Raw genomic sequence first — 18,148 nt, forward strand, 5'->3', positions numbered from 1 at the left:
AAACGGCGGTCGCCTGCACGTTGCCGGTGGCCATCGGAGAAACCTATGAAACAAGATTCTGTTAAACAAAAGCATGTAGACAGCTACTACGCCGCCACCCGCAACTTCACCGGCGATTTCCCGGTGCTGGAAGGAGCGGTGGACTGCGACGTCTGCGTGATCGGCGCCGGCTACACCGGTCTGTCCTCGGCGCTGTTCCTCGCTGAAGCGGGCTACAGCGTGACCGTGCTGGAAGCGGCCAAGGTCGGTTTCGGCGCCAGCGGTCGCAACGGCGGCCAACTGGTCAACTCCTACAGCCGCGACGTCGATGTCATCGAAGAGCGCTACGGCGACAAGACCGCCGAAATCCTCGGCAGCATGATTTTCGAAGGCGCCGACATCATTCGTCAGCGCATACAGCACTACGACATCCAGTGTGATTACCGTCCCGGCGGCATCTTCGCGGCGATGAACAAGAAGCAACTCAAGGGCCTGGCCGAACAGAAGAAGAGCTGGGAACGCTACGGCAACAAGAACCTGAAAATGCTCGATGCGGCTGACATCAAGCGTGAAATCGGTTCCGATGCCTACGTCGGCGGCCTGCTGGACATGCAGGGCGGCCACATTCACCCGCTGAACCTGGCCCTCGGCGAAGCCTCGGCCATCATCGGCCTGGGCGGCAAGATCTACGAGCAGTCGGCGGCGGTGGAGATCAACTACGGCGAGCCGATCACCGTGCGCACCGCCAAAGGCCTGGTGCGGGCCAAGTACCTGTTGATCGCCGGTAACGCCTACCTGCCACAGGGCCTCGACAACCGCGTGACCAGCAAGAGCATGCCGTGCGGTTCGCAGATCGTCGTTACCGAGCCATTGTCGGAAAAACAGGCCCGCAGCCTGATCAAGAACAACTACTGCGTCGAAGACTGCAACTACCTGCTCGACTACTACCGTCTGACCGCAGACAACCGCCTGCTGTACGGCGGCGGCGTGGTCTACGGCGCTCGTGAGCCGGACGACATCGAACAACTGATTCGCCCGAAGATCCTCAAGACCTTCCCGCAACTCAAGGACGTGAAGATCGACTACCGCTGGACCGGCAACTTCCTGTTGACCATGTCGCGCATGCCGCAATTCGGCCGTATAGAGAAAAACGCCTACTACATGCAGGGCTACAGCGGCCACGGCGTCACGTGCTCGCACCTGGCCGGCAAACTGATCTCGGAAATGATCCGTGGCGACGCCGAGCGCTTCGATGCGTTTGCCTCGCTGCCGCACATGCCGATGATCGGCGGGCGCACTTTCTCCGCGCCGTTGACCGCCCTCGGTGCCGTGTACTACTCGCTGCGCGACCGTTTCGGGATCTAGGCTTTACCTCGCCGGCGGCCGCCCCAAAAGGGTGCCGCCGGTTTTTTAATACCAGAAACACCGCGGTCCCCTGTGGGAGCGGGCTTGCTCGCGAAGAGGTCATCTCGGCCAAAATTGATGGCGCCTGACACACCGCTTTCGCGAGCAAGCCCGCTCCCACAGGTTGTGCAACTTCGTGGCAAATGGCTATTTTTCCAGCCGTTTATCGAACCTGCTGAGCATTACGAACAAACGTGATTTAATAGCCGCCTTTCACGTTTCCGGGAGCGGAAAACGGCGTGATCCGCGCCTGCACTCCACCCCTCCATTATCCCTGCAGGAGCGAGCTTGCTCGCTCCTGCAGGTTGGCGCATAAGGCTGTCATGGACACGGGCTCACGACTCAAATTAGTACGCGAAAGCTACAAACTGTCCCAGCGCGAGCTGGCCCGGCGTAGCGGCGTCACCAATGCAACCATCTCCCTGATCGAACAGAATCGGGTCAGTCCTTCCGTCAGCTCCCTGAAAAAGTTGCTGGAGGGCATCCCCATGTCCCTGGCCGACTTCTTCACCTTCGATCAGCCACCGCGCGAACACCAGTACGTCTTCCGCGCCAACGAACAGCCCGACCTCGGCCGCCATGGCCTGCGCCTGCTGCTGATCGGCGCTTCCGTGCCGAGCCGGCAGATGCGCCTGCTGCGCGAGCAATACGCGCCGGGCGCCAGTTCGGGTGAAGAGCCGATCGTGCATTCCGAAGGCGAGGAGTGTGGGTTGGTGACACGGGGTACCGTGGAGTTGACCGTGGACGGACAGGTAAGCGTGCTGAATGCCGGGGATGGCTATTACTTCCCGACGACCTTGCCGCATCGGTTTCGCAATATCGGGGCGGATGAGGCCGAGATTATCAGTGCCAACACGCCGGCGAACTTCTGACGGCGCGCAAGGATAATCAGCTGGTTGGTTGAAACGGCTTTTATCGAGTGGAACAAAAAATCCGATGCCTGTTCAGGGATCGGATTTTTTTTGTTTTGGTGGTGCCCGCTTTGGTCAGTTTCAATTGTTGTAATCCACCTTGGTCGTTAATTGTTTCCTGATGTAATACGCCGAAGGTAAGTATTTTTCACAGTAAAAGCGGTGCCTTTATTGCTGTAAATAGATATTTGTCGAAGTGTTTTGTATTTCAAATTATCGGTCCTTCGCCTTGACTGTAGGTTGTTTCATAAATTGTGTAGGGTAATTCCTACTTGGCGTGTAGGTAGTGTTTGCCTAAAAGGGTCGGAAGCATCTGAATCGTATTTTTCGGGGTGGTGCGTCCCTCCAGGATAGTTCATTGTTGCCCCCCGAAATGATTGATACATTTATCGACAGAGATGTTGCTCGCGGCTGTTGCGAGTTCGCATGGAGGAGTTATGGCTTCAAACAGTTTTCAAAATGAAGTGCCCAAGGCTCGGGTCAACATCAAGCTCGATTTGCACACTGGCGGTGCTCAAAAAAAGGTCGAGCTGCCTTTGAAGTTGATGGTCATGGGTGACTACAGCAACGGCAAGGAGCAGCGCCCGCTTTCGGAGCGCCACAAAGTTGGAATCAACAAGAATAACTTCGATAGCGTATTGGCCGAGTTCTCGCCAGTCCTGAAACTGGCGGTGGAAAATACCCTGGTGGATGACGGCGTCGACACTTCGGTCGAATTGAACTTTCAGTGCATGAAGGATTTCGAGCCTGAGCAGGTGGCGAGGCAAATCCCCCAGTTGCGTGCCTTGCTGGCGATGCGCAACCTGCTGCGCGACCTCAAGTCCAACCTGTTGGACAACGCTACCTTCCGTCACGAACTGGAGCGAATCCTCAAGGACGATGTGTTGAGTGATGAGCTGCGGGCCGAGTTGGCCGCCTTGGCTCCGGAAGAAGCTCGTTAATTCAATTCGGTTCGTTTAAAGGGAAGTTCCACAATGTCTTTAGAAAGTTCTAACGCGCAATCGCGCGGCGCTACAGTGTTGCCTGAAGAAAATGCAAGCGTGTATGGCGCACTGTTTGGAAAGATCAATCTCAGTCCAGTGGCGAAATTAGGCGGCATCGACAGCTTTCAGAATGCCGAGGCGCTGGCTGAGGCCACGGCCGATGAGCGCGTGACGGCCGCTGTCAGTGTGTTCCTGAACCTGCTCAAGCAGTCGTCGCAGAAAATCGAGCGCCTGGACAGAGCGCTGCTCGACGGCCATATCGCAATGCTGGATGCACAGATCAGCCGTCAACTCGACGCTGTGATGCACCATCCTGACTTCCAGCGAACCGAGTCAACCTGGCGTGGCGTGAAGTCGCTGATCGACCAGACCGATTTTCGCCAGAACGTACGAATCGAGCTGCTCGATATCAGCAAGGCGCACCTGGTACAGGATTTTGAAGACGCTCCGGAAATCGCGCAAAGCGGCCTGTATTTGCACACCTACACCCAGGAGTACGACACGCCCGGCGGGGAGCCGATTGCCGCGGCCATTTCCAACTACGAGTTTGGTCGCGATCCGCAGGACATAGCCCTGCTGCGCAACATCTCCAAAGTCTCGGCGGCTGCGCACATGCCTTTCATCGGTGCCGTCGGCCCCGAGTTCTTTGGCAAGCAGTCGATGGAAGAAGTCGCCGCCATCAAGGACATCGGCAATTACTTCGACCGTGCCGAATACATCAAGTGGAAGGCGTTCCGCGAGAGTGACGATGCCCGTTACATCGGCTTGCTCATGCCGCGGGTGCTGGGGCGTCTGCCGTATGGTCCAGACACCGTTCCGGTGCGCAGCTTCAACTACATCGAAAGCGTCAAAGGCCTGGATCACGACAAATACCTGTGGACCAACGCCTCGTTTGCCTTCGCTGCCAACATGGTTAAAAGCTTTATTGCCAACGGTTGGTGCGTGCAGATTCGCGGACCGCAGTCTGGCGGTGCGGTCACCGGTTTGCCGATCCATTTATACGATCTGGGCACGGGCAACCAGGTGAAGATTCCTTCGGAGGTGATGATTCCGGAAACTCGCGAATTCGAGTTCGCCAACCTCGGATTCATCCCGCTCTCGTATTACAAGAATCGCGACTACGCGTGTTTCTTCTCGGCCAACTCTGCGCAGAAGCCGGCGCTGTACGACACGGCCGATGCCACTGCCAACAGCCGAATCAACTCGCGCTTGCCCTACATCTTCCTGCTGTCGCGCATCGCTCACTACTTGAAGTTGATCCAGCGCGAAAACATCGGCACGACCAAGGATCGTCGTCTGCTGGAGCTGGAGCTGAACAAGTGGATCGGCGGCCTGGTGACCGAGATGACCGACCCAAGTGATGACTTGCAGGCTTCGCACCCGTTGCGCGATGCCAAGGTCACCGTGGAAGACATCGAGGACAACCCCGGCTTCTTCCGCGTCAAGTTGTATGCCGTGCCGCATTTCCAGGTGGAAGGCATGGACGTCAATTTGTCGCTGGTTTCGCAGATGCCCAAGGCAAAAGCCTGAGGCTCCGAACCGCTGTTCATTTCGTAGGGAAACGACGTCATGAAAATCGACCGCCCCTTGTGGGCCGCGGGGGCTCTTCTGTCTCCGCAGCAATTCCAGCAGCAGGCACGCTGGGAGGCCTGGGCAAATGAGCGTCTGGCGCATTTGTCGCTGGTTCATCCCTGGGGCATCCAGGCGGTGGCGTTTGACCTGGAAGCTCTGCGCCTGGGTAAGCTCAAGGCCACTGAGCTGCGATTGCGCATGCCCGACGGGACACTGATCGATACTGATCATGTGGATCGTCTGCCAGCGGGCCTGGAACTGGCGCGCCTGTTGCCCGATGACCTTGCGGGTGCAACGTTGCTCCTGGCCTTGCCGCTGGAGCAGGGCAATGGCAACAACTGCCTGTTCGACGACGTCAAGGCCGATCGACCGACACGCTTTCGTCAGGATTGGCGCCAGGTGCAGGACCTGTATGGCGATGAGGCGCAATCGATCGGCGTGCTGGAGCACGTACTGAGCCTGCGCTTTGCCCATGACGACAACGGCGACTACCTGACCTGCCCGATCGCGCGCCTGGTGCGCGACGGGCAGGGCGCCTGGAGTCTTGATCCCGGCTATGTGCCGCCGCTACTCAGCTTCGCGGCGCATCCGGGGCTGTTGGCGCAATTGGATAACCTGTTGACCCAGTTGTCCGCCAAGCGTCAGCGCTTGATGGGCATGCGTCGCGAAAGCAATCAGCGCATGGCTGACTTTGCCGTGGCGGACGTGTCGTTGTTCTGGCTGCTCAACGCCTTGAACACTTACCAGCCGGTATTGGCCGATCTCAAGTCCTGGCCTGCACGGCACCCCGAGCAGGTCTACCTGGAGCTGACCAGGCTGGCCGGCAGCCTGCTGACCTTTTCCCTCGAACACGACATCGAGCAGATCCCCCCTTACCGACACGAACATCTGGAACAGGTATTGCCACCGTTGTTGCGCCTGATCTCCACCTTGCTGGAGGCCAGCCTGCCGTCGCGAGTCATTGCCCTTGCGCTGGAGGAGGCCGGCGCCAACCGCTGGCAGGTCCGTCTCGACGATGGGCGCCTGCGCGAACAGGACGGCGCCGACTTCTATCTGTCGGTGCGTAGCGGCTTGCCGGCGGCGCAGTTGCAGAGCCAGTTCCCGCGCCTGTGCAAGATCGGCGCGCCGGACGATGTCGAGCGTCTGGTCAACGCCGCGCTTGACGGCGTGCCGTTGCAGCCACTGAGCCATGTTCCGGCGGCCATTCCCCTGCGCCTGGAAAACCAGTACTTCGCCCTTGACCTGAACCATGCGAAGGGGCAGGCCATGCTGGCCGCAGGGACCTGTGTCTTCTACGTACCCGGCACCCTGGCCGACGTCAAACTCGAACTGTTCGCGGTATTACGCACATGAAACCGACCTTATCCAAACTACCTGCCGTAGCGGCGGTGGACGTCGATACGCTGTTGCAGGACAGCTACCTGCTGGTGGTCGAGCTGCTGCACGGCACACCCGTACATGGCAGCCAGGACATATCGGCACTGTGCATCAAACAGATCGAGCACGTACTCGGGCAGCTTGAACAAGCCGGGTTGAGCCGACGCAGCATCGACCATATCAGTCATGCGCAGTGCGCGTTGCTGGATGAAACCGTGCTGGGCTTCGCCAAAGGGGAAGACCACGCCAAGTGGGCCAATGAACCCCTGCAAGCCAGGTTTTTCAATCGCCACCAGGCCGGTGAGTTCCTGTATGAGGACATGCGCGAAGTGCTGCGCGATCCCGCGCCGGACTTGCATGTACTGACGGCCTTTCACCGGGTGTTGATGCTGGGGTTCAAGGGCCGTTATCAGCAACTGGATGACCCCGAGCGGGAGCAACTGCTGGCCGCATTGAGTGCCAGGGTGCAGCCGTTGAAACTCGGCCAGTCGATCGACACGCAGTTCAACCCGGGCACTCGCGGCATCACGCCTGCCTGGCTGCGAACGCCCCTGGCCCAGGGGTTGGCTGCAGGTGTGTTGCTGGCGGCGGTCTGGTGCGGACTGGACTATCTGTTGGGCGATCTGATCGCCACGCTTGTGCCTGGCCGGGTGTGAGGGGCCGATGACCTTCAAACTCAAACGTGGTCTCTGGCTCTGGGCGGGCACACTGGCGACCGTACTGCTGCTGATCATTCCAATGACGCTCTGGCTTCGCGTCATGGCAATCGTCGTGGTGGTTGTCGGCGTCGGCATGGCCTGGAAGCGGATCGGCCGGCAGGCGGCTCATCAGCGCCAGGCGCTGCTGATGAGCGAAAGCCAGCCATTGCCGCCGGCGTCCTATCGCCTGCCGGTGGTATTGGTCTGTGGTGACGGCCTGGTCGGTCTGTTTGGGGAGATCCCCGCCGGGCAACTGGCCCTGCGCATCACCGGGCAGGGCTGTTATGTGCGCGTGGCCAGTCTGGAACAGTTACCCGCGGTAGCTGACAACCTGATGTCCCTGCGTCCTGACTGGGGCCGGCAATTGAGCGTCCTGTTCATCGTCAATCCCCAGGAACAGGTCGACAGCGAAGTGCTCGCCGGCCGGGTGCGGACGGTGCGCCATCAATTGATGCGTGTGCGCAAACAGGGCATTGCCGCGCCGCTGCTGGTGTTGAGTTACCTGCAAAGCCCGCGGGGGGCGGGGCAGTGGTTCAGTTGGGAATCCGGGCAGGCCAGCCCCAACGTGCGCGAAGCCGGCGAGTGCGTCAGCCTGGACCAATGGCAGGTGCAGGTGGCGGACAATGCCACGCGCGCGTTGCGATTGCAGACCAGCGTTCGGCTCAACAGCGCGGCGGCGTGGCTGGCTGAAACCGTATTACCACATCTCGCCCCCCGCGAGGCCCACACCCACAGCGACCTGGTCGTGGCCAGTGCCATCACGCTGGTCGCGGAGGGGCCCCGGCGTGTGCCGGGCAACCTGTGGCAGCAATGGTTGCGCAACAGGATTGCATTGGCGGACCCACGGCCCATCGAGCCTGATGCGTCACAGGCCTTGCCGTTTCCTGATCCGTTGTTGAGCCTGCTGCCGAGGGATTCGCGCTACTCACCGAACCGTCGTGCGGGTGTGATTGCGCTGTGGATGTTCACGGCTGCCGCGCTGGTCGCGCTGGTGAACTCGGCGTGGCAGAACACCTTGCTGGCACGGCAAGTGACCGATGACCTGCGGCGATACAACGCCATCACTCCGGCGGATCAGGTATCCCGACCTGACGTCGACAGGCGCGAAAAAAACCTGGTAGTACTGCATCAGGACGCCCTGCGTCTTGACCACTATTACCGCCACGGCGCGCCCCTGTCCCTGGGGTTTGGCCTGTATCGCGGCGAACGGCTACGTGAACATCTGTTGGCGGTGATCGCCGGCCACCGACAGCCAAAGGCGGCATCCGCCACGACGGTTCGCCTGGACAGCCTCTCGCTGTTCAGCAGCGGCAGCGCCCAGCTCAAGCCCGAGTCGGCCAAGGTGCTGATCAGCGCCCTTGTCGGCATCAAGGCCCAGCCCGGCTGGCTGATCGTCATTGCCGGGCACACGGATGCCAGTGGCAGTGCCGAGCACAACCTGGCGTTGTCACGAGCCCGCGCCGCAGCGGTTCACCACTGGATGCGGCAGATGGGCGATATCCCCGACAGCTGTTTCGCGGTGCAGGGTTTCGGTGCCAGTCAGCCCATCGCCAGCAACGCCACCGAGGTTGGTCGCCAGGCCAATCGTCGCGTCGATATACGTCTGATTCCTGAAGCGGGGGCCTGCGTGCCTCCCGCTGCAGGAGCGGACCAGCACCCCCCTGTCGCATAACGCGGCATTCACGATCCGAGAAAAGGAGCTTCACATGGCAATTCCCGTTTACCTGTGGCTGAAAGATGACGGCGACGCGGACATCAAGGGTTCGGTGGACGTGCAAAAGCGCGAAGGCAGCATCGAGGTGGTCGCCCAGGACCACAGCCTGTACATCCCCACCGACAACAACACCGGCAAGTTGACTGGCACGCGGGTGCATACCCCGTTTCAGTTCAGCAAGGAAATCGATGCCTCGACCCCCTACCTCTATAAGGCGGTGACCACCGGCCAGACGCTGAAGAGCGCCGAGTTCAGGTGGTATCGCATCGACGATGCCGGCCAGGAAGTCGAGTACTTCAACACCAGACTGGAAAACGTGAAGGTGGTGAAAGTCGCGTCGAAAATGCACGACGTGAAAGATCCGACCAAGGAAAAACACAACCACCTGGAGCAGATCGAGTTGCGGTACGAGAAGGTCACCTGGACCTTCAAGGACGGCAACATCATCCACTCCGATTCCTGGAGCGAGCGCCAGAGCTCCTGATGCAAGGCAACCAGCAGGCGGGCATCCGCCTGCTGGTTGCGGTGTGCCTTGTCGAGCGTCTGCATGCGGACGTTCAACAAGGCATATCCCCACGCTTTCCATTTTGCACAACCGACTACTCGCTGGGGATCCAGCACAAGGACGTACCGCATGGCACTCGCTTCCACACGCTTGCTTCGCCGCCTCAATCCTTTCTGTGCCCAGGCACTGAGCGCAGCGGCATCGCTGTGCCAGAGCCGTGCCCATGCGCAGGTCAGCATCGAACACTGGCTGCTCAAACTGCTGGAGCAGGGCGAGGGCGACCTGACCCTGATTGCCCGCCGTTATGAATGGGACATGGACGCGCTGTGGCGCGGACTGCTCGACCATCTCGACACACTGCCGCGCAGCGTGCAGGGCAAACCGCAGCTGTGTGGCAAGTTGCAGGAATTGATCAAGAACGCCTGGCTGCGTGCGTCGCTGGAGAGCAAGGACAGCCTGCGTTCGGCGCACCTGCTCGGTGCGCTGCTGGAGAGTCCCGACCTGCTGGCGTGCGAAACCGCTTGGCCCCTGCTCAGTCTCAGCGAAACCCAGTTGCAACACCTGTTTGCAGTGCTCGACCAACACTCCGAAGAACGTCCGCTGGTGCAACAGGCAACAGCATTGGAGCAGACATTCGAGGGCTCGACTTCCAGTGAAGTGCCCAACGATGCCTTGCTGGCCGTGCTGGACAGATTCACTCAGGACATCACGGCCAAGGCGAGGGCAGGGAGCATTGATCCCGTATTCGGCCGTGACGATGAAATCCGCCAGGTCATCGACATCCTCAGCCGCCGACGCAAGAACAACCCGATCCTGGTCGGCGAGCCAGGTGTGGGCAAGACGGCACTGGTCGAAGGCCTTGCCTTGCGCATCGCTGAAGGCAATGTCCCGGACAGCCTCAAGCCGGTGTGTGTGCGCACCCTCGATCTGGGGTTGTTGCAGGCGGGCGCCGGGGTCAAGGGTGAGTTCGAACAACGTCTGAAGAATGTCATCGACGCCGTGCAGCAGTCGGCTGACCCGGTGCTGCTGTTCATCGACGAAGCCCATACCCTGATCGGTGCCGGCAACCAGGCGGGCGGGGCGGATGCGGCCAACTTGCTCAAGCCGGCGCTGGCCCGTGGTGAGTTGCGCACCATCGCCGCGACCACCTGGAGTGAGTACAAGCAGTATTTCGAGCGCGATGCCGCGCTGGAGCGGCGGTTTCAGATGGTCAAGGTCGACGAGCCCGATGACGACAGTGCCTGCCTCATGCTGCGCGGTCTCAAGGCCCGTTATGCCAGCCATCATGGCGTGCATATCCAGGACGCGGCGGTGCAGGCGGCGGTCAGCCTGTCGCGACGTTATCTGACGGGCCGACAATTGCCGGACAAAGCCGTCGACCTGCTCGACACTGCCAGCGCGCGGGTGCGCATGGGCCTCGATTGCGAACCGCAGGCGCTGGTCCGGCTCAAGGCCCGCAAGGCGGCGCTGGAGCTGGAGCAGCAGGCCCTGCTGCAAGATCAGCGACTCAGTGGCGGCCCTGTCGAAGATCGTCTGGCAACCATCGAGGTTCAACACGCCGAGCTCGACCGTCAGCAAATCGAACGGGTCCGGCAATACCAGCATGAGCTCGAACTGACCCGACAACTGCTCGACACACGCCAGGCCGAACCACCTCGCCCCGACGACTGTGTAGTGCTGCAACAACGCCTGAGCGAAATCCAGGGCAACCAACCGCTGTTCTCACTCGACGTCACCGCGCGCAGCGTGGCCGAGGTGATCGCCGACTGGACCGGGGTGCCGCTGGGCAGTCTGCTCAAGGACGAACAGGCCAACCTGTTGCTGCTCGAACAACAGCTGGCAGAGCGGGTGATCGGCCAGGATCAACCTCTCAATGCATTGGCCCAGCACCTTCGCGCAGCCAAGACCGGCCTGACCCAGGAGAACGCGCCACTGGGTGTATTCCTGCTGGTCGGCACCAGTGGCGTGGGCAAGACCGAAACCGCACTGGCCCTGGCCGACTGCCTGTTCGGTGGCGAGAAATCACTGATCACCCTCAACCTTTCCGAGTATCAGGAAGCGCACACCGTCAGCCAGCTCAAGGGCTCGCCACCGGGTTACGTCGGTTACGGCCAGGGCGGCGTGCTCACCGAGGCGGTCCGCCAGCGCCCCTACAGTGTCGTGTTGCTGGATGAGGTGGAAAAGGCCCACCGCGACGTGCTCAACCTGTTCTATCAAGTCTTCGATCGCGGCTTCATGCGCGATGGCGAGGGACGCGAAATCGACTTTCGCAACACCGTCATCCTGATGACCTCCAACCTTGGCAGCGACGAACTGCAGGCCGGTCTTCAGGAGCAACCCGATGCGCCGGACAGCACCCTGCACGAATGGCTGCGACCGATCCTGCGCGAGCATTTTCAGCCAGCCTTGCTGGCACGCTTTCAAACCCTGATCTACCGCCCGCTGGATGCCTGCGCACTCAAGCGTATCGTCGCGCTCAAACTCGCCCAGGTCGCCAGGCGCCTGCACCGCCATTACGGCCTGACTTGCCGGATCGAAGACTCGCTCAACGATGCACTGGTTGCCGCCTGCCTATTGCCCGACACCGGCGCACGCAACATCGACAGCTTGCTCAACCAGCAGATATTGCCGGTCCTCAGCCAGCAGCTCCTGCAGCGTCAGGCCGTCAATTTGAAAACCCTTGGCGTGATGCTGGGTTTCAGCGCCGAACACGGCATCTGCCTGTCCTTCACCGACGCTCGGCAAACGGCGTCCTCTAGGGTCGAGGAGGCCTGAACATGCTCGATTCATTGCCCGTCTTCTTCGACCACAGCCGCCACAAACTCTGGGTTCGCAACCTCGAGGCTCCACTCGATGTCCTCGCCTTCCACGGCAAAGAGCACCTGAGCCAGCCCTTCAGCTACCACATCGAATTCACCAGCACCGAGCAAGACCTCGCCGCCGAACAGCTGCTCGGCAAGGACGCGCGTTTCAGCCTGTACGCCGGCAAACAGCCACCGGTGATCAAGGGCCTGCCCACGCCAGAAATCAAACCGCTGCGCACCCTGAACGGCGTGATCACCGCCTTCAAACGCCTGTCCGCCTCCGTCGACGAAGCGCGCTACGAACTCACCCTGCAACCGCGCCTGGCCCTGCTCGGCCGCGGTCGGCAATACCGCATCTACCAGCACCAGTCGGTGCCGGAAATCGTCGAACACGTCCTGCGCAGCCGCCACGAATTCGAGGGCCAGGACTTCCTGTTCAGGCTGGTGCGCGACTACCCCAAGCGCGAACAGGTCATGCAGTACGGCGAAAGTGACCTGGCGTTCATCGCCCGGCTGCTGGCCGAAGTGGGCATCTGGTACCGGTTCACCAGCGACCAACGGCTGAACATCGATGTCGTGGAACTCTGCGACGACCAGCGCGGCTACCAGTTCGATATCGAGCTGTCGTACCGTCCGCCCGCCGGTCTGAACAGCAACGATCAGGACGGCGTCTGGCGGCTGCAATCGAGCCATCGAGTGGTGGAAAAAAACCTCCACCTGCGCGCCTACGACCCGCGTAACGCCAACGCCTGGCTGCAGAGCGACGTCGACCAGACCCGGGGGGCGAAAACCACCTACGGCGAGGCCTACCACTACGCCGAGCCCTACACCGTACTCGGCGACACCTACGACCAGGACGAAGACCTGCAAAGCGAAAGCGGCTACTTCTACGCCCGCTTGCGCCACGAGCGTTACCTCAACGAGCAGACCCTGCTGAGCGGTGTCAGCAGCAGCGCCACCCTCGTACCGGGCCAGGTCCTCACCATCACTGGCGGTGCGCCCCAGGCCTTCGCCCCCCGCGCCGTGATCACCCACCTGACTACCCGCGCCGCCCGCGATGCCAGCTTCGAATGCACCTTCGAGGCCATCCCTTACGCGGAAACCGTGTGCTTTCGCCCGCCATTGCTGCCCAAGCCAAATATCGCCGGCACCGTCCCGGCCCGCGTCAGCAGCTCGCAGGCCCGCGACCTCTACGCCGATATCAACAAGGAAGGCCGCTACAAGGTCAACTTCCTGTTCGACCGCGACAGCTGGAAGCTCGGCCAGGAAAGCCTGTGGCTGCGACTGGCGCGACCCTACGCCGGCGACACCCACGGCCTGCACCTGCCGCTGATCGCCGGCACCGAAGTGGCCATCGCCTTCGAACAAGGCGACCCCGACCGCCCCTACATCGCCCACGCCCTGCACGACGACCGCCACCCGGACCACGTGACCCTGGCCAAGCGCGACTACACCCGCAACGTGCTGCGCACCCCGGCCAACAACAAGCTGCGCATGGAAGACCGGCGCGGGCAGGAGCACGTCAAGCTCAGTACCGAGTATGGGGGCAAGAGCCAGCTGAATCTGGGGCATCTGGTGGATGCCGAGAAGCAGAAGCGTGGGGAAGGCTTTGAGCTGCGCACCGATGATTGGGGCAGCATCCGGGGTGGCAAAGGCGTGTTCATCACTGCCGATGAACAGACCAAAGCCTCGGGCGATGTGCTCGACATGGGCCCGGCCACCCGCCAGATCGAAGGCGCCCGGCAGCAAATGGCCCAGTGGCAGGAAATTGCCCAGGCCCATAACAGTCGACCACCTGCCATCGAAGGCCTGCACCAACTACAAGCAGACGCCCAAGACCTGTCCGCCCCGGCCATCCTCCTCAGCGCCCCCGACGGTATCGGCGCGGTCACCCCGGCGGCCCTTTTGCTCGAAAGCGGCGACGGGATGTACCTGCAAAGCCAGGACGACATCAACTTTGCCGCCGAGCAGCACCTGTCGGCACACGCCAAAAAAGGCATTTCGCTGCTCGCCCAGCGGGAAGGCATGCGTCTGGTGTCCGGCGAGGGTCCACTGGACATCGAGTCCCATGGCGGCCCGATGAACCTGTTCGCCCAGCAGGACATCAACGTGCAGTCGGTACAGGGGCATCTGAAGTTGTTGGCCGAAAAAAGCATCACGCTCGGCACCGGAGATGTGGGGATCTACCTCGACCCGAATGAAGGGCTGCTTTTCGAAAGTCACACCAAGATTCGCTCCAGGGGGCAGCACATCTGGGAGGGGCCCGGCGGCCAGCGTATCCCGTTGATGGTGTTGCCCAAATCGGTGTGCGAGGACTGCCTGAAAAAGGCCCAAAAGAGAGCGATTGGTTTGCTGACGCGTCAAGGTTGATTGAGGAGACATACGGATGAAAACGCCTATCCAATGGCTGGAGCAAATCGAACAGGTGTGCGCCTCAGCCGAGTTACATGAAGTCAATCTTTTGCTTGATCAGGCTAATTGGAGCCATTGCGCGGTTCCCGGGTTGCAGGCACTGGGCCCCAAGGCGCCATGGTTCTCTTTGTTCACGGGTATGCCGGAGGAAAAGCTGCTGGACCAGGCTCCGCTGTTGATGCGCCTGGACCTGACCATCTGGCAACACAGGGCCTGGCTGGAAGAGCTGATCGAACACGGCGCTTCCGAGGCCAGGCTGATGGTTCTGGTTACGTCCCTGCGGTTTGAAGAACTGAGTCATGCCTTGCAAGCTCTGCTTCAAATGCAGTGGGGCGAGCGGGTCGGCTTATTGCGTTTTTACGATCCGCGAATCTTTCCCCTGCTGCTGAACACCATCCTCACCAGCGAACAGCGCGCCGAGTTCCTGCGAGTCGCCTGCTTCTGGGGCTGGCTTGATCGCGACAACCAGCCGCAATGGAGACCGGGCACTCGCCTGCAGAAGCAGACGGGCGTCGGAGTCAGCCCCTTTGTAAAACTCAGCAATGAGCAATGCGCACGGATTATGTGCATCGGTGAGGCTCAACAACTGCTCACTGGCGGTGAATTCGATCATCTGGATGGCTCTCGGGAACAGCGTTTCAACTTGCTGTACTCATTGATCTTGCAAGCCAGACAGGAAAGTTATGTTGGCGATTTGAGCGACTACATTTGGCAGAACTTTCCTGTTTCCAATGTGCCGGTTTGATAGCTGTTTAATGCTCGTGGCGCGTTATAGGGATAAACGAGTGAAGGAGATGAACGTGCTGAAGCGCATGATGGTTATACCGTTACTGGGTGTTGTTTTTTCAATTGTCGGCTGCGGGACTTTGATTGAGCGAGACGCGTCATCGCGAAAAAACTATAGTTCGAACTATTACTATCCGGCCATTCAATATGATTGGGCCATGCTCACCCTGGAGGGCCGCGGAGGTTACGACTACACACCTGTAGTTTGTTATCTGAGTATCGCCTGCCCCTTCATTATTGTGCTCGGTATGCCTGTGGACTTCGTTGTCGACACTATGCTGTTGCACAGCGACCACAAGAGAAAACTGATCGCTGATCGGGAGTTCGAAGGCTACCTGCTGGATAAATACTGCCAGGCCGATAACGGACTCCCGGATAAGGAAAGGCTTGAGTTCTATGATCTTGACGTAAATGCCTGTCCAGCCAGAACTGTGCTTTAGATACATCGGGATTTCTCCCATGCGGCCTGAAATGAAATAAGGGAGTAAGCGGTAATGGAGATACCTTTGAGAAAAACTATGACGCGATGGCTGTTGGGGTCGCTTGGATTGGCATTGGTTGGATGCTCCACGGCGGACAATGAAATGGCCGGTGGAAATCTACAGGCGGTTAATCATACTTTGCATACGATTAATTGGTTTTCGGTCAATGGGTACAGAGCTCACGGTGGTGGTGGAAGTTCGTGTTGTATCATTTTGCCGATTAAATGGCGTCCTGGTTTGAAGGCAAGTATTGAGTGGGAAGTTGATCCGGAGCCTTTTGCTGAGTCACCACCCCTCGGGACGAATGAGTTCAGAGAGTTTATGAAAACTCATAAGGCTAAATATCGGCACTATAGCACCATAGTGGATATTCCAGAGTGGCAAGGAACAGAGTCATGCGACCTTAAGGTGCACTTTTTAACTTGCAATAAAGTCAAGGTTACGACTTCGTGTTGGGGGTACGGATCACCCAATAACCCAATTAAAGAGCCACAGGATATGAAGGAGCCAGTCGTATGCCCGAAGTAAAGAATAATTCAAACGCCAAGGTCTGGGTGCCGCCAGTTTTTCCGGTGGAGGGGCGTTTGCCTGGTGATACTGTGACGGTGACTGCCAATTATAAAAAGCAAACTGCCGAGGAGCACGGTCACCAGCGAGAGGTCGACTCAAAAGGGCAGTCCCAACGGTACGAGTGCTGCCACAGTCTGCACATCAGCCTGTTCTTCGATGGTACTAATAATAACGAATTCAATGACACAAAGAAGAGTCACCCGAGCAATATCGCCAAACTCCTCCATACGTCGATTCAAGGAAACAAAGCTAAGGGTAAGGGCTACTTTTCTTATTATATGCCAGGTGTCGGCACGCCGTTTCCGGAGATTGGCGAACTGGATTACAGCGCAGACGGCCTACGATATGCGACGGGTGGTGAAGATCGCATCAATTGGGCATTAATGTCCTTGGCTCATGCGCTGAAGTTTGCATTGACCAACGAAGAATTATCCATAGCCGACAGAAAAAAAGCAGTCAAAGACATGAGCACCTGGCAGGCCCCACTGACGAGTGTCCTGGGAGAAGGCAAACGACGGCGAGTCATGAAGGGACTGCTGGGGGGGTGGAGAAATGCAAAGAAAAGTCCCGGCAACCCAAGGTATTGGGAATCAAACTGTACGTATACGGCTTCTCGCGCGGCGCGGCTGAGGCCCGAACCTTCGTGACCTGGCTGAGCCAGCTGTTCGATACGCCGGCCGGTGCCGCGCTTCCTGAGCAACGTCTGATCGGTCTGCCGGTGAGTGTGGAATTTCTTGGTGTGCTGGACACCGTCGTCTCGGTCGGCATTGCCCATGCGGCGCCTTTTTTTGCCGGGCACATGGACTGGGCCGATGACAGTCAGTTGCTGCCGGACGCCGCGAAATTTCCGAACTTCGTCAAACGCTGCCGGCACTTCGTCGCGGCCTTCGAGCAGCGCTCGTGTTTTCCGCTGGACTCGATCCGCAACGAGGACGGTCAGTACCCGCTCAACACTTATGAAGTGGTGTACCCCAGTGTGCATTCCCATGTCGGGGGCGGGTATCCGCAGAATGAACAGGTTATTTCCCCACACGTTTCTTCGCTCTTCAGACTGCATGGGAAAAATGCCCGTGCGGACTTCTTTCCCATGCAGCCTGAAATGAAATAAGGGAGTGATCGGTGATGGAGATAACTAAGAAAAAAACAAAGGTGCGATGGTTGTTGGGCTTTTTTGGATTGGCATTAGTTGGATGTTCTACGGCGGACAATGAAATGGCGGGAGGTAATCTCAAAGCGGTTAACCATACCTTGCATGCGATTAATTGGTTTTCCGTTAATGGGTACCGAACCCACGGAGGCGGCGGAAGTACGTGTTGTATTATTTTGCCGACTAAATGGCGCCCAGGTTTAAAGGCTCATATTGAATGGGAGGTGGATACCGATCAATTCGCGTACTCAAAATGGCCATCCGATCCAGAGGGTTACCGGGCAGCTCAGTTACAGCATAAAGCTAAATATCAGCACTACAACACCATTGTGGATATTCCAGAGTGGTCGGGAACGGATTTGTGTGGTTTAAGTGTGCACTTCTTAACTTGCAATAAAATAAAAGTTACAACTTCGTGTTGGGGGTGCGGATCGCCCAATAACCCAATTAAAGAGCCACAGGATATGAAGGAGCCTGCCGTATGTCCGAAGTAAACAAAAATAAAAGCGCCAAGGTATGGGCTCCGCCGGTTTTTCCACTGAAGGGGCGTTTGCCTGGTGATGTTGTGATGGTGACAGCCAATTACAAAAAACAAATCGCCGAAGAGGTTTGTCACCAGCGAGGCGTCGATTCCAAAGGACAGTCCCTGGGGTTTGAATGCTGCCACAGTCTGCACATCAGTCTGTTCTTCGATGGCACTAACAATAACGAATTCAACGATACGAATAAGAATCACCCAAGAGACTGTATGGGAAAGCTCCCAGTGGGGATTTTTCCCATGCAGCCTGAAATGAAATAAGGGAG

At 59.0% G+C, this 18,148-nt stretch carries 15 protein-coding genes and 1 pseudogene; all 16 read left to right on the forward strand.

The window, feature by feature from the left end:
* Window positions 1-45 precede the first annotated feature (45 nt).
* The 16 genes and pseudogenes from ACEN8Q_RS03840 to ACEN8Q_RS03915 all read left to right on the forward strand — a co-directional run bounded on the left by ACEN8Q_RS03840 (window position 46) and on the right by ACEN8Q_RS03915 (window position 18,143).
* Window positions 46-1,344 carry an NAD(P)/FAD-dependent oxidoreductase gene (locus ACEN8Q_RS03840; protein WP_413426871.1) on the forward strand — a complete coding sequence of 433 codons (1,299 nt, stop codon included), beginning with the start codon at window positions 46-48 and terminating at the stop codon, window positions 1,342-1,344.
* A 362-nt stretch (window positions 1,345-1,706) separates the two neighbouring features.
* Complete coding sequence (locus tag ACEN8Q_RS03845; protein WP_007975263.1) at window positions 1,707-2,255, forward strand: cupin domain-containing protein; 549 nt, start codon at window positions 1,707-1,709, stop codon at window positions 2,253-2,255.
* Between the two features lie 476 nt (window positions 2,256-2,731).
* Entirely contained in the window at window positions 2,732-3,235 is a 504-nt protein-coding gene (gene tssB, locus ACEN8Q_RS03850; protein ID WP_413426869.1) for a type VI secretion system contractile sheath small subunit, read from the forward strand.
* Window positions 3,236-3,268: 33 nt separating this feature from the next.
* Window positions 3,269-4,807 (forward strand): type VI secretion system contractile sheath large subunit, encoded by a 1,539-nt coding sequence (gene tssC, locus ACEN8Q_RS03855; protein ID WP_413704559.1) that lies wholly within the window; start codon window positions 3,269-3,271, stop codon window positions 4,805-4,807.
* 39 nt (window positions 4,808-4,846) lie between these two features.
* Window positions 4,847-6,202 (forward strand): type VI secretion system baseplate subunit TssK, encoded by a 1,356-nt coding sequence (tssK, locus tag ACEN8Q_RS03860; protein WP_413704560.1) that lies wholly within the window; start codon window positions 4,847-4,849, stop codon window positions 6,200-6,202.
* Complete coding sequence (gene tssL, locus ACEN8Q_RS03865) at window positions 6,199-6,882, forward strand: type VI secretion system protein TssL, short form (protein WP_413426863.1); 684 nt, start codon at window positions 6,199-6,201, stop codon at window positions 6,880-6,882. The genes tssK and tssL overlap by 4 nt, the downstream gene beginning before the upstream one ends.
* A 7-nt stretch (window positions 6,883-6,889) precedes the next feature.
* The gene (locus ACEN8Q_RS03870) at window positions 6,890-8,596 is read left to right on the forward strand and encodes an OmpA family protein (protein ID WP_413426861.1); all 1,707 of its coding nucleotides are present in this window, start codon (window positions 6,890-6,892) and stop codon (window positions 8,594-8,596) included.
* Between the two features lie 34 nt (window positions 8,597-8,630).
* Window positions 8,631-9,122: an Hcp family type VI secretion system effector gene (locus ACEN8Q_RS03875; protein ID WP_413426859.1), complete on the forward strand. Its 492-nt coding sequence runs from the start codon at window positions 8,631-8,633 to the stop codon at window positions 9,120-9,122.
* A gap of 150 nt (window positions 9,123-9,272) precedes the next feature.
* Window positions 9,273-11,918: a type VI secretion system ATPase TssH gene (gene tssH, locus ACEN8Q_RS03880; protein WP_413704561.1), complete on the forward strand. Its 2,646-nt coding sequence runs from the start codon at window positions 9,273-9,275 to the stop codon at window positions 11,916-11,918.
* A gap of 2 nt (window positions 11,919-11,920) precedes the next feature.
* Window positions 11,921-14,317: a type VI secretion system Vgr family protein gene (locus ACEN8Q_RS03885; RefSeq protein ID WP_413704562.1), complete on the forward strand. Its 2,397-nt coding sequence runs from the start codon at window positions 11,921-11,923 to the stop codon at window positions 14,315-14,317.
* 16 nt (window positions 14,318-14,333) lie between these two features.
* The gene (locus ACEN8Q_RS03890; RefSeq protein ID WP_413704563.1) at window positions 14,334-15,104 is read left to right on the forward strand and encodes a DUF4123 domain-containing protein; all 771 of its coding nucleotides are present in this window, start codon (window positions 14,334-14,336) and stop codon (window positions 15,102-15,104) included.
* Between the two features lie 49 nt (window positions 15,105-15,153).
* Complete coding sequence (locus ACEN8Q_RS03895) at window positions 15,154-15,585, forward strand: YceK/YidQ family lipoprotein (RefSeq protein WP_181456806.1); 432 nt, start codon at window positions 15,154-15,156, stop codon at window positions 15,583-15,585.
* Between the two features lie 54 nt (window positions 15,586-15,639).
* Window positions 15,640-16,155 carry a DUF3304 domain-containing protein gene (locus ACEN8Q_RS03900; RefSeq protein WP_413704564.1) on the forward strand — a complete coding sequence of 172 codons (516 nt, stop codon included), beginning with the start codon at window positions 15,640-15,642 and terminating at the stop codon, window positions 16,153-16,155.
* A pseudogene (locus ACEN8Q_RS03905) lies at window positions 16,143-17,215 on the forward strand (T6SS phospholipase effector Tle1-like catalytic domain-containing protein); the annotation flags it as partial. The gene ACEN8Q_RS03900 and the pseudogene ACEN8Q_RS03905, both read left to right, overlap by 13 nt.
* A gap of 104 nt (window positions 17,216-17,319) precedes the next feature.
* On the forward strand, window positions 17,320-17,838 hold the full coding sequence (locus ACEN8Q_RS03910; RefSeq protein WP_413704565.1) for a DUF3304 domain-containing protein: 519 nt from the start codon (window positions 17,320-17,322) through the stop codon (window positions 17,836-17,838).
* Window positions 17,826-18,143 (forward strand): hypothetical protein, encoded by a 318-nt coding sequence (locus ACEN8Q_RS03915; protein WP_413704566.1) that lies wholly within the window; start codon window positions 17,826-17,828, stop codon window positions 18,141-18,143. Before ACEN8Q_RS03910 ends, ACEN8Q_RS03915 begins: the two co-directional genes overlap by 13 nt.
* The last annotated feature ends 5 nt before the right edge of the window (window positions 18,144-18,148 follow it).

It is taken from the genome of Pseudomonas sp. Pseusp16, from assembly GCF_047324915.1.
GTDB lineage: Bacteria > Pseudomonadota > Gammaproteobacteria > Pseudomonadales > Pseudomonadaceae > Aquipseudomonas > Aquipseudomonas fluorescens_CD.

Bases quoted from the DNA above. Each gene is read 5' to 3' on its own strand.
- ACEN8Q_RS03840 (WP_413426871.1), top strand. From the start codon at position 46: ATGAAACAAGATTCTGTTAAACAAAAGCATGTAGACAGCTACTACGCC.
- ACEN8Q_RS03845 (WP_007975263.1), top strand. From the start codon at position 1,707: ATGGACACGGGCTCACGACTCAAATTAGTACGCGAAAGCTACAAACTG.
- tssB (WP_413426869.1), top strand. From the start codon at position 2,732: ATGGCTTCAAACAGTTTTCAAAATGAAGTGCCCAAGGCTCGGGTCAAC.
- tssC (WP_413704559.1), top strand. From the start codon at position 3,269: ATGTCTTTAGAAAGTTCTAACGCGCAATCGCGCGGCGCTACAGTGTTG.
- tssK (WP_413704560.1), top strand. From the start codon at position 4,847: ATGAAAATCGACCGCCCCTTGTGGGCCGCGGGGGCTCTTCTGTCTCCG.
- tssL (WP_413426863.1), top strand. From the start codon at position 6,199: ATGAAACCGACCTTATCCAAACTACCTGCCGTAGCGGCGGTGGACGTC.
- ACEN8Q_RS03870 (WP_413426861.1), top strand. From the start codon at position 6,890: ATGACCTTCAAACTCAAACGTGGTCTCTGGCTCTGGGCGGGCACACTG.
- ACEN8Q_RS03875 (WP_413426859.1), top strand. From the start codon at position 8,631: ATGGCAATTCCCGTTTACCTGTGGCTGAAAGATGACGGCGACGCGGAC.
- tssH (WP_413704561.1), top strand. From the start codon at position 9,273: ATGGCACTCGCTTCCACACGCTTGCTTCGCCGCCTCAATCCTTTCTGT.
- ACEN8Q_RS03885 (WP_413704562.1), top strand. From the start codon at position 11,921: ATGCTCGATTCATTGCCCGTCTTCTTCGACCACAGCCGCCACAAACTC.
- ACEN8Q_RS03890 (WP_413704563.1), top strand. From the start codon at position 14,334: ATGAAAACGCCTATCCAATGGCTGGAGCAAATCGAACAGGTGTGCGCC.
- ACEN8Q_RS03895 (WP_181456806.1), top strand. From the start codon at position 15,154: ATGAACGTGCTGAAGCGCATGATGGTTATACCGTTACTGGGTGTTGTT.
- ACEN8Q_RS03900 (WP_413704564.1), top strand. From the start codon at position 15,640: ATGGAGATACCTTTGAGAAAAACTATGACGCGATGGCTGTTGGGGTCG.
- ACEN8Q_RS03910 (WP_413704565.1), top strand. From the start codon at position 17,320: ATGGAGATAACTAAGAAAAAAACAAAGGTGCGATGGTTGTTGGGCTTT.
- ACEN8Q_RS03915 (WP_413704566.1), top strand. From the start codon at position 17,826: ATGTCCGAAGTAAACAAAAATAAAAGCGCCAAGGTATGGGCTCCGCCG.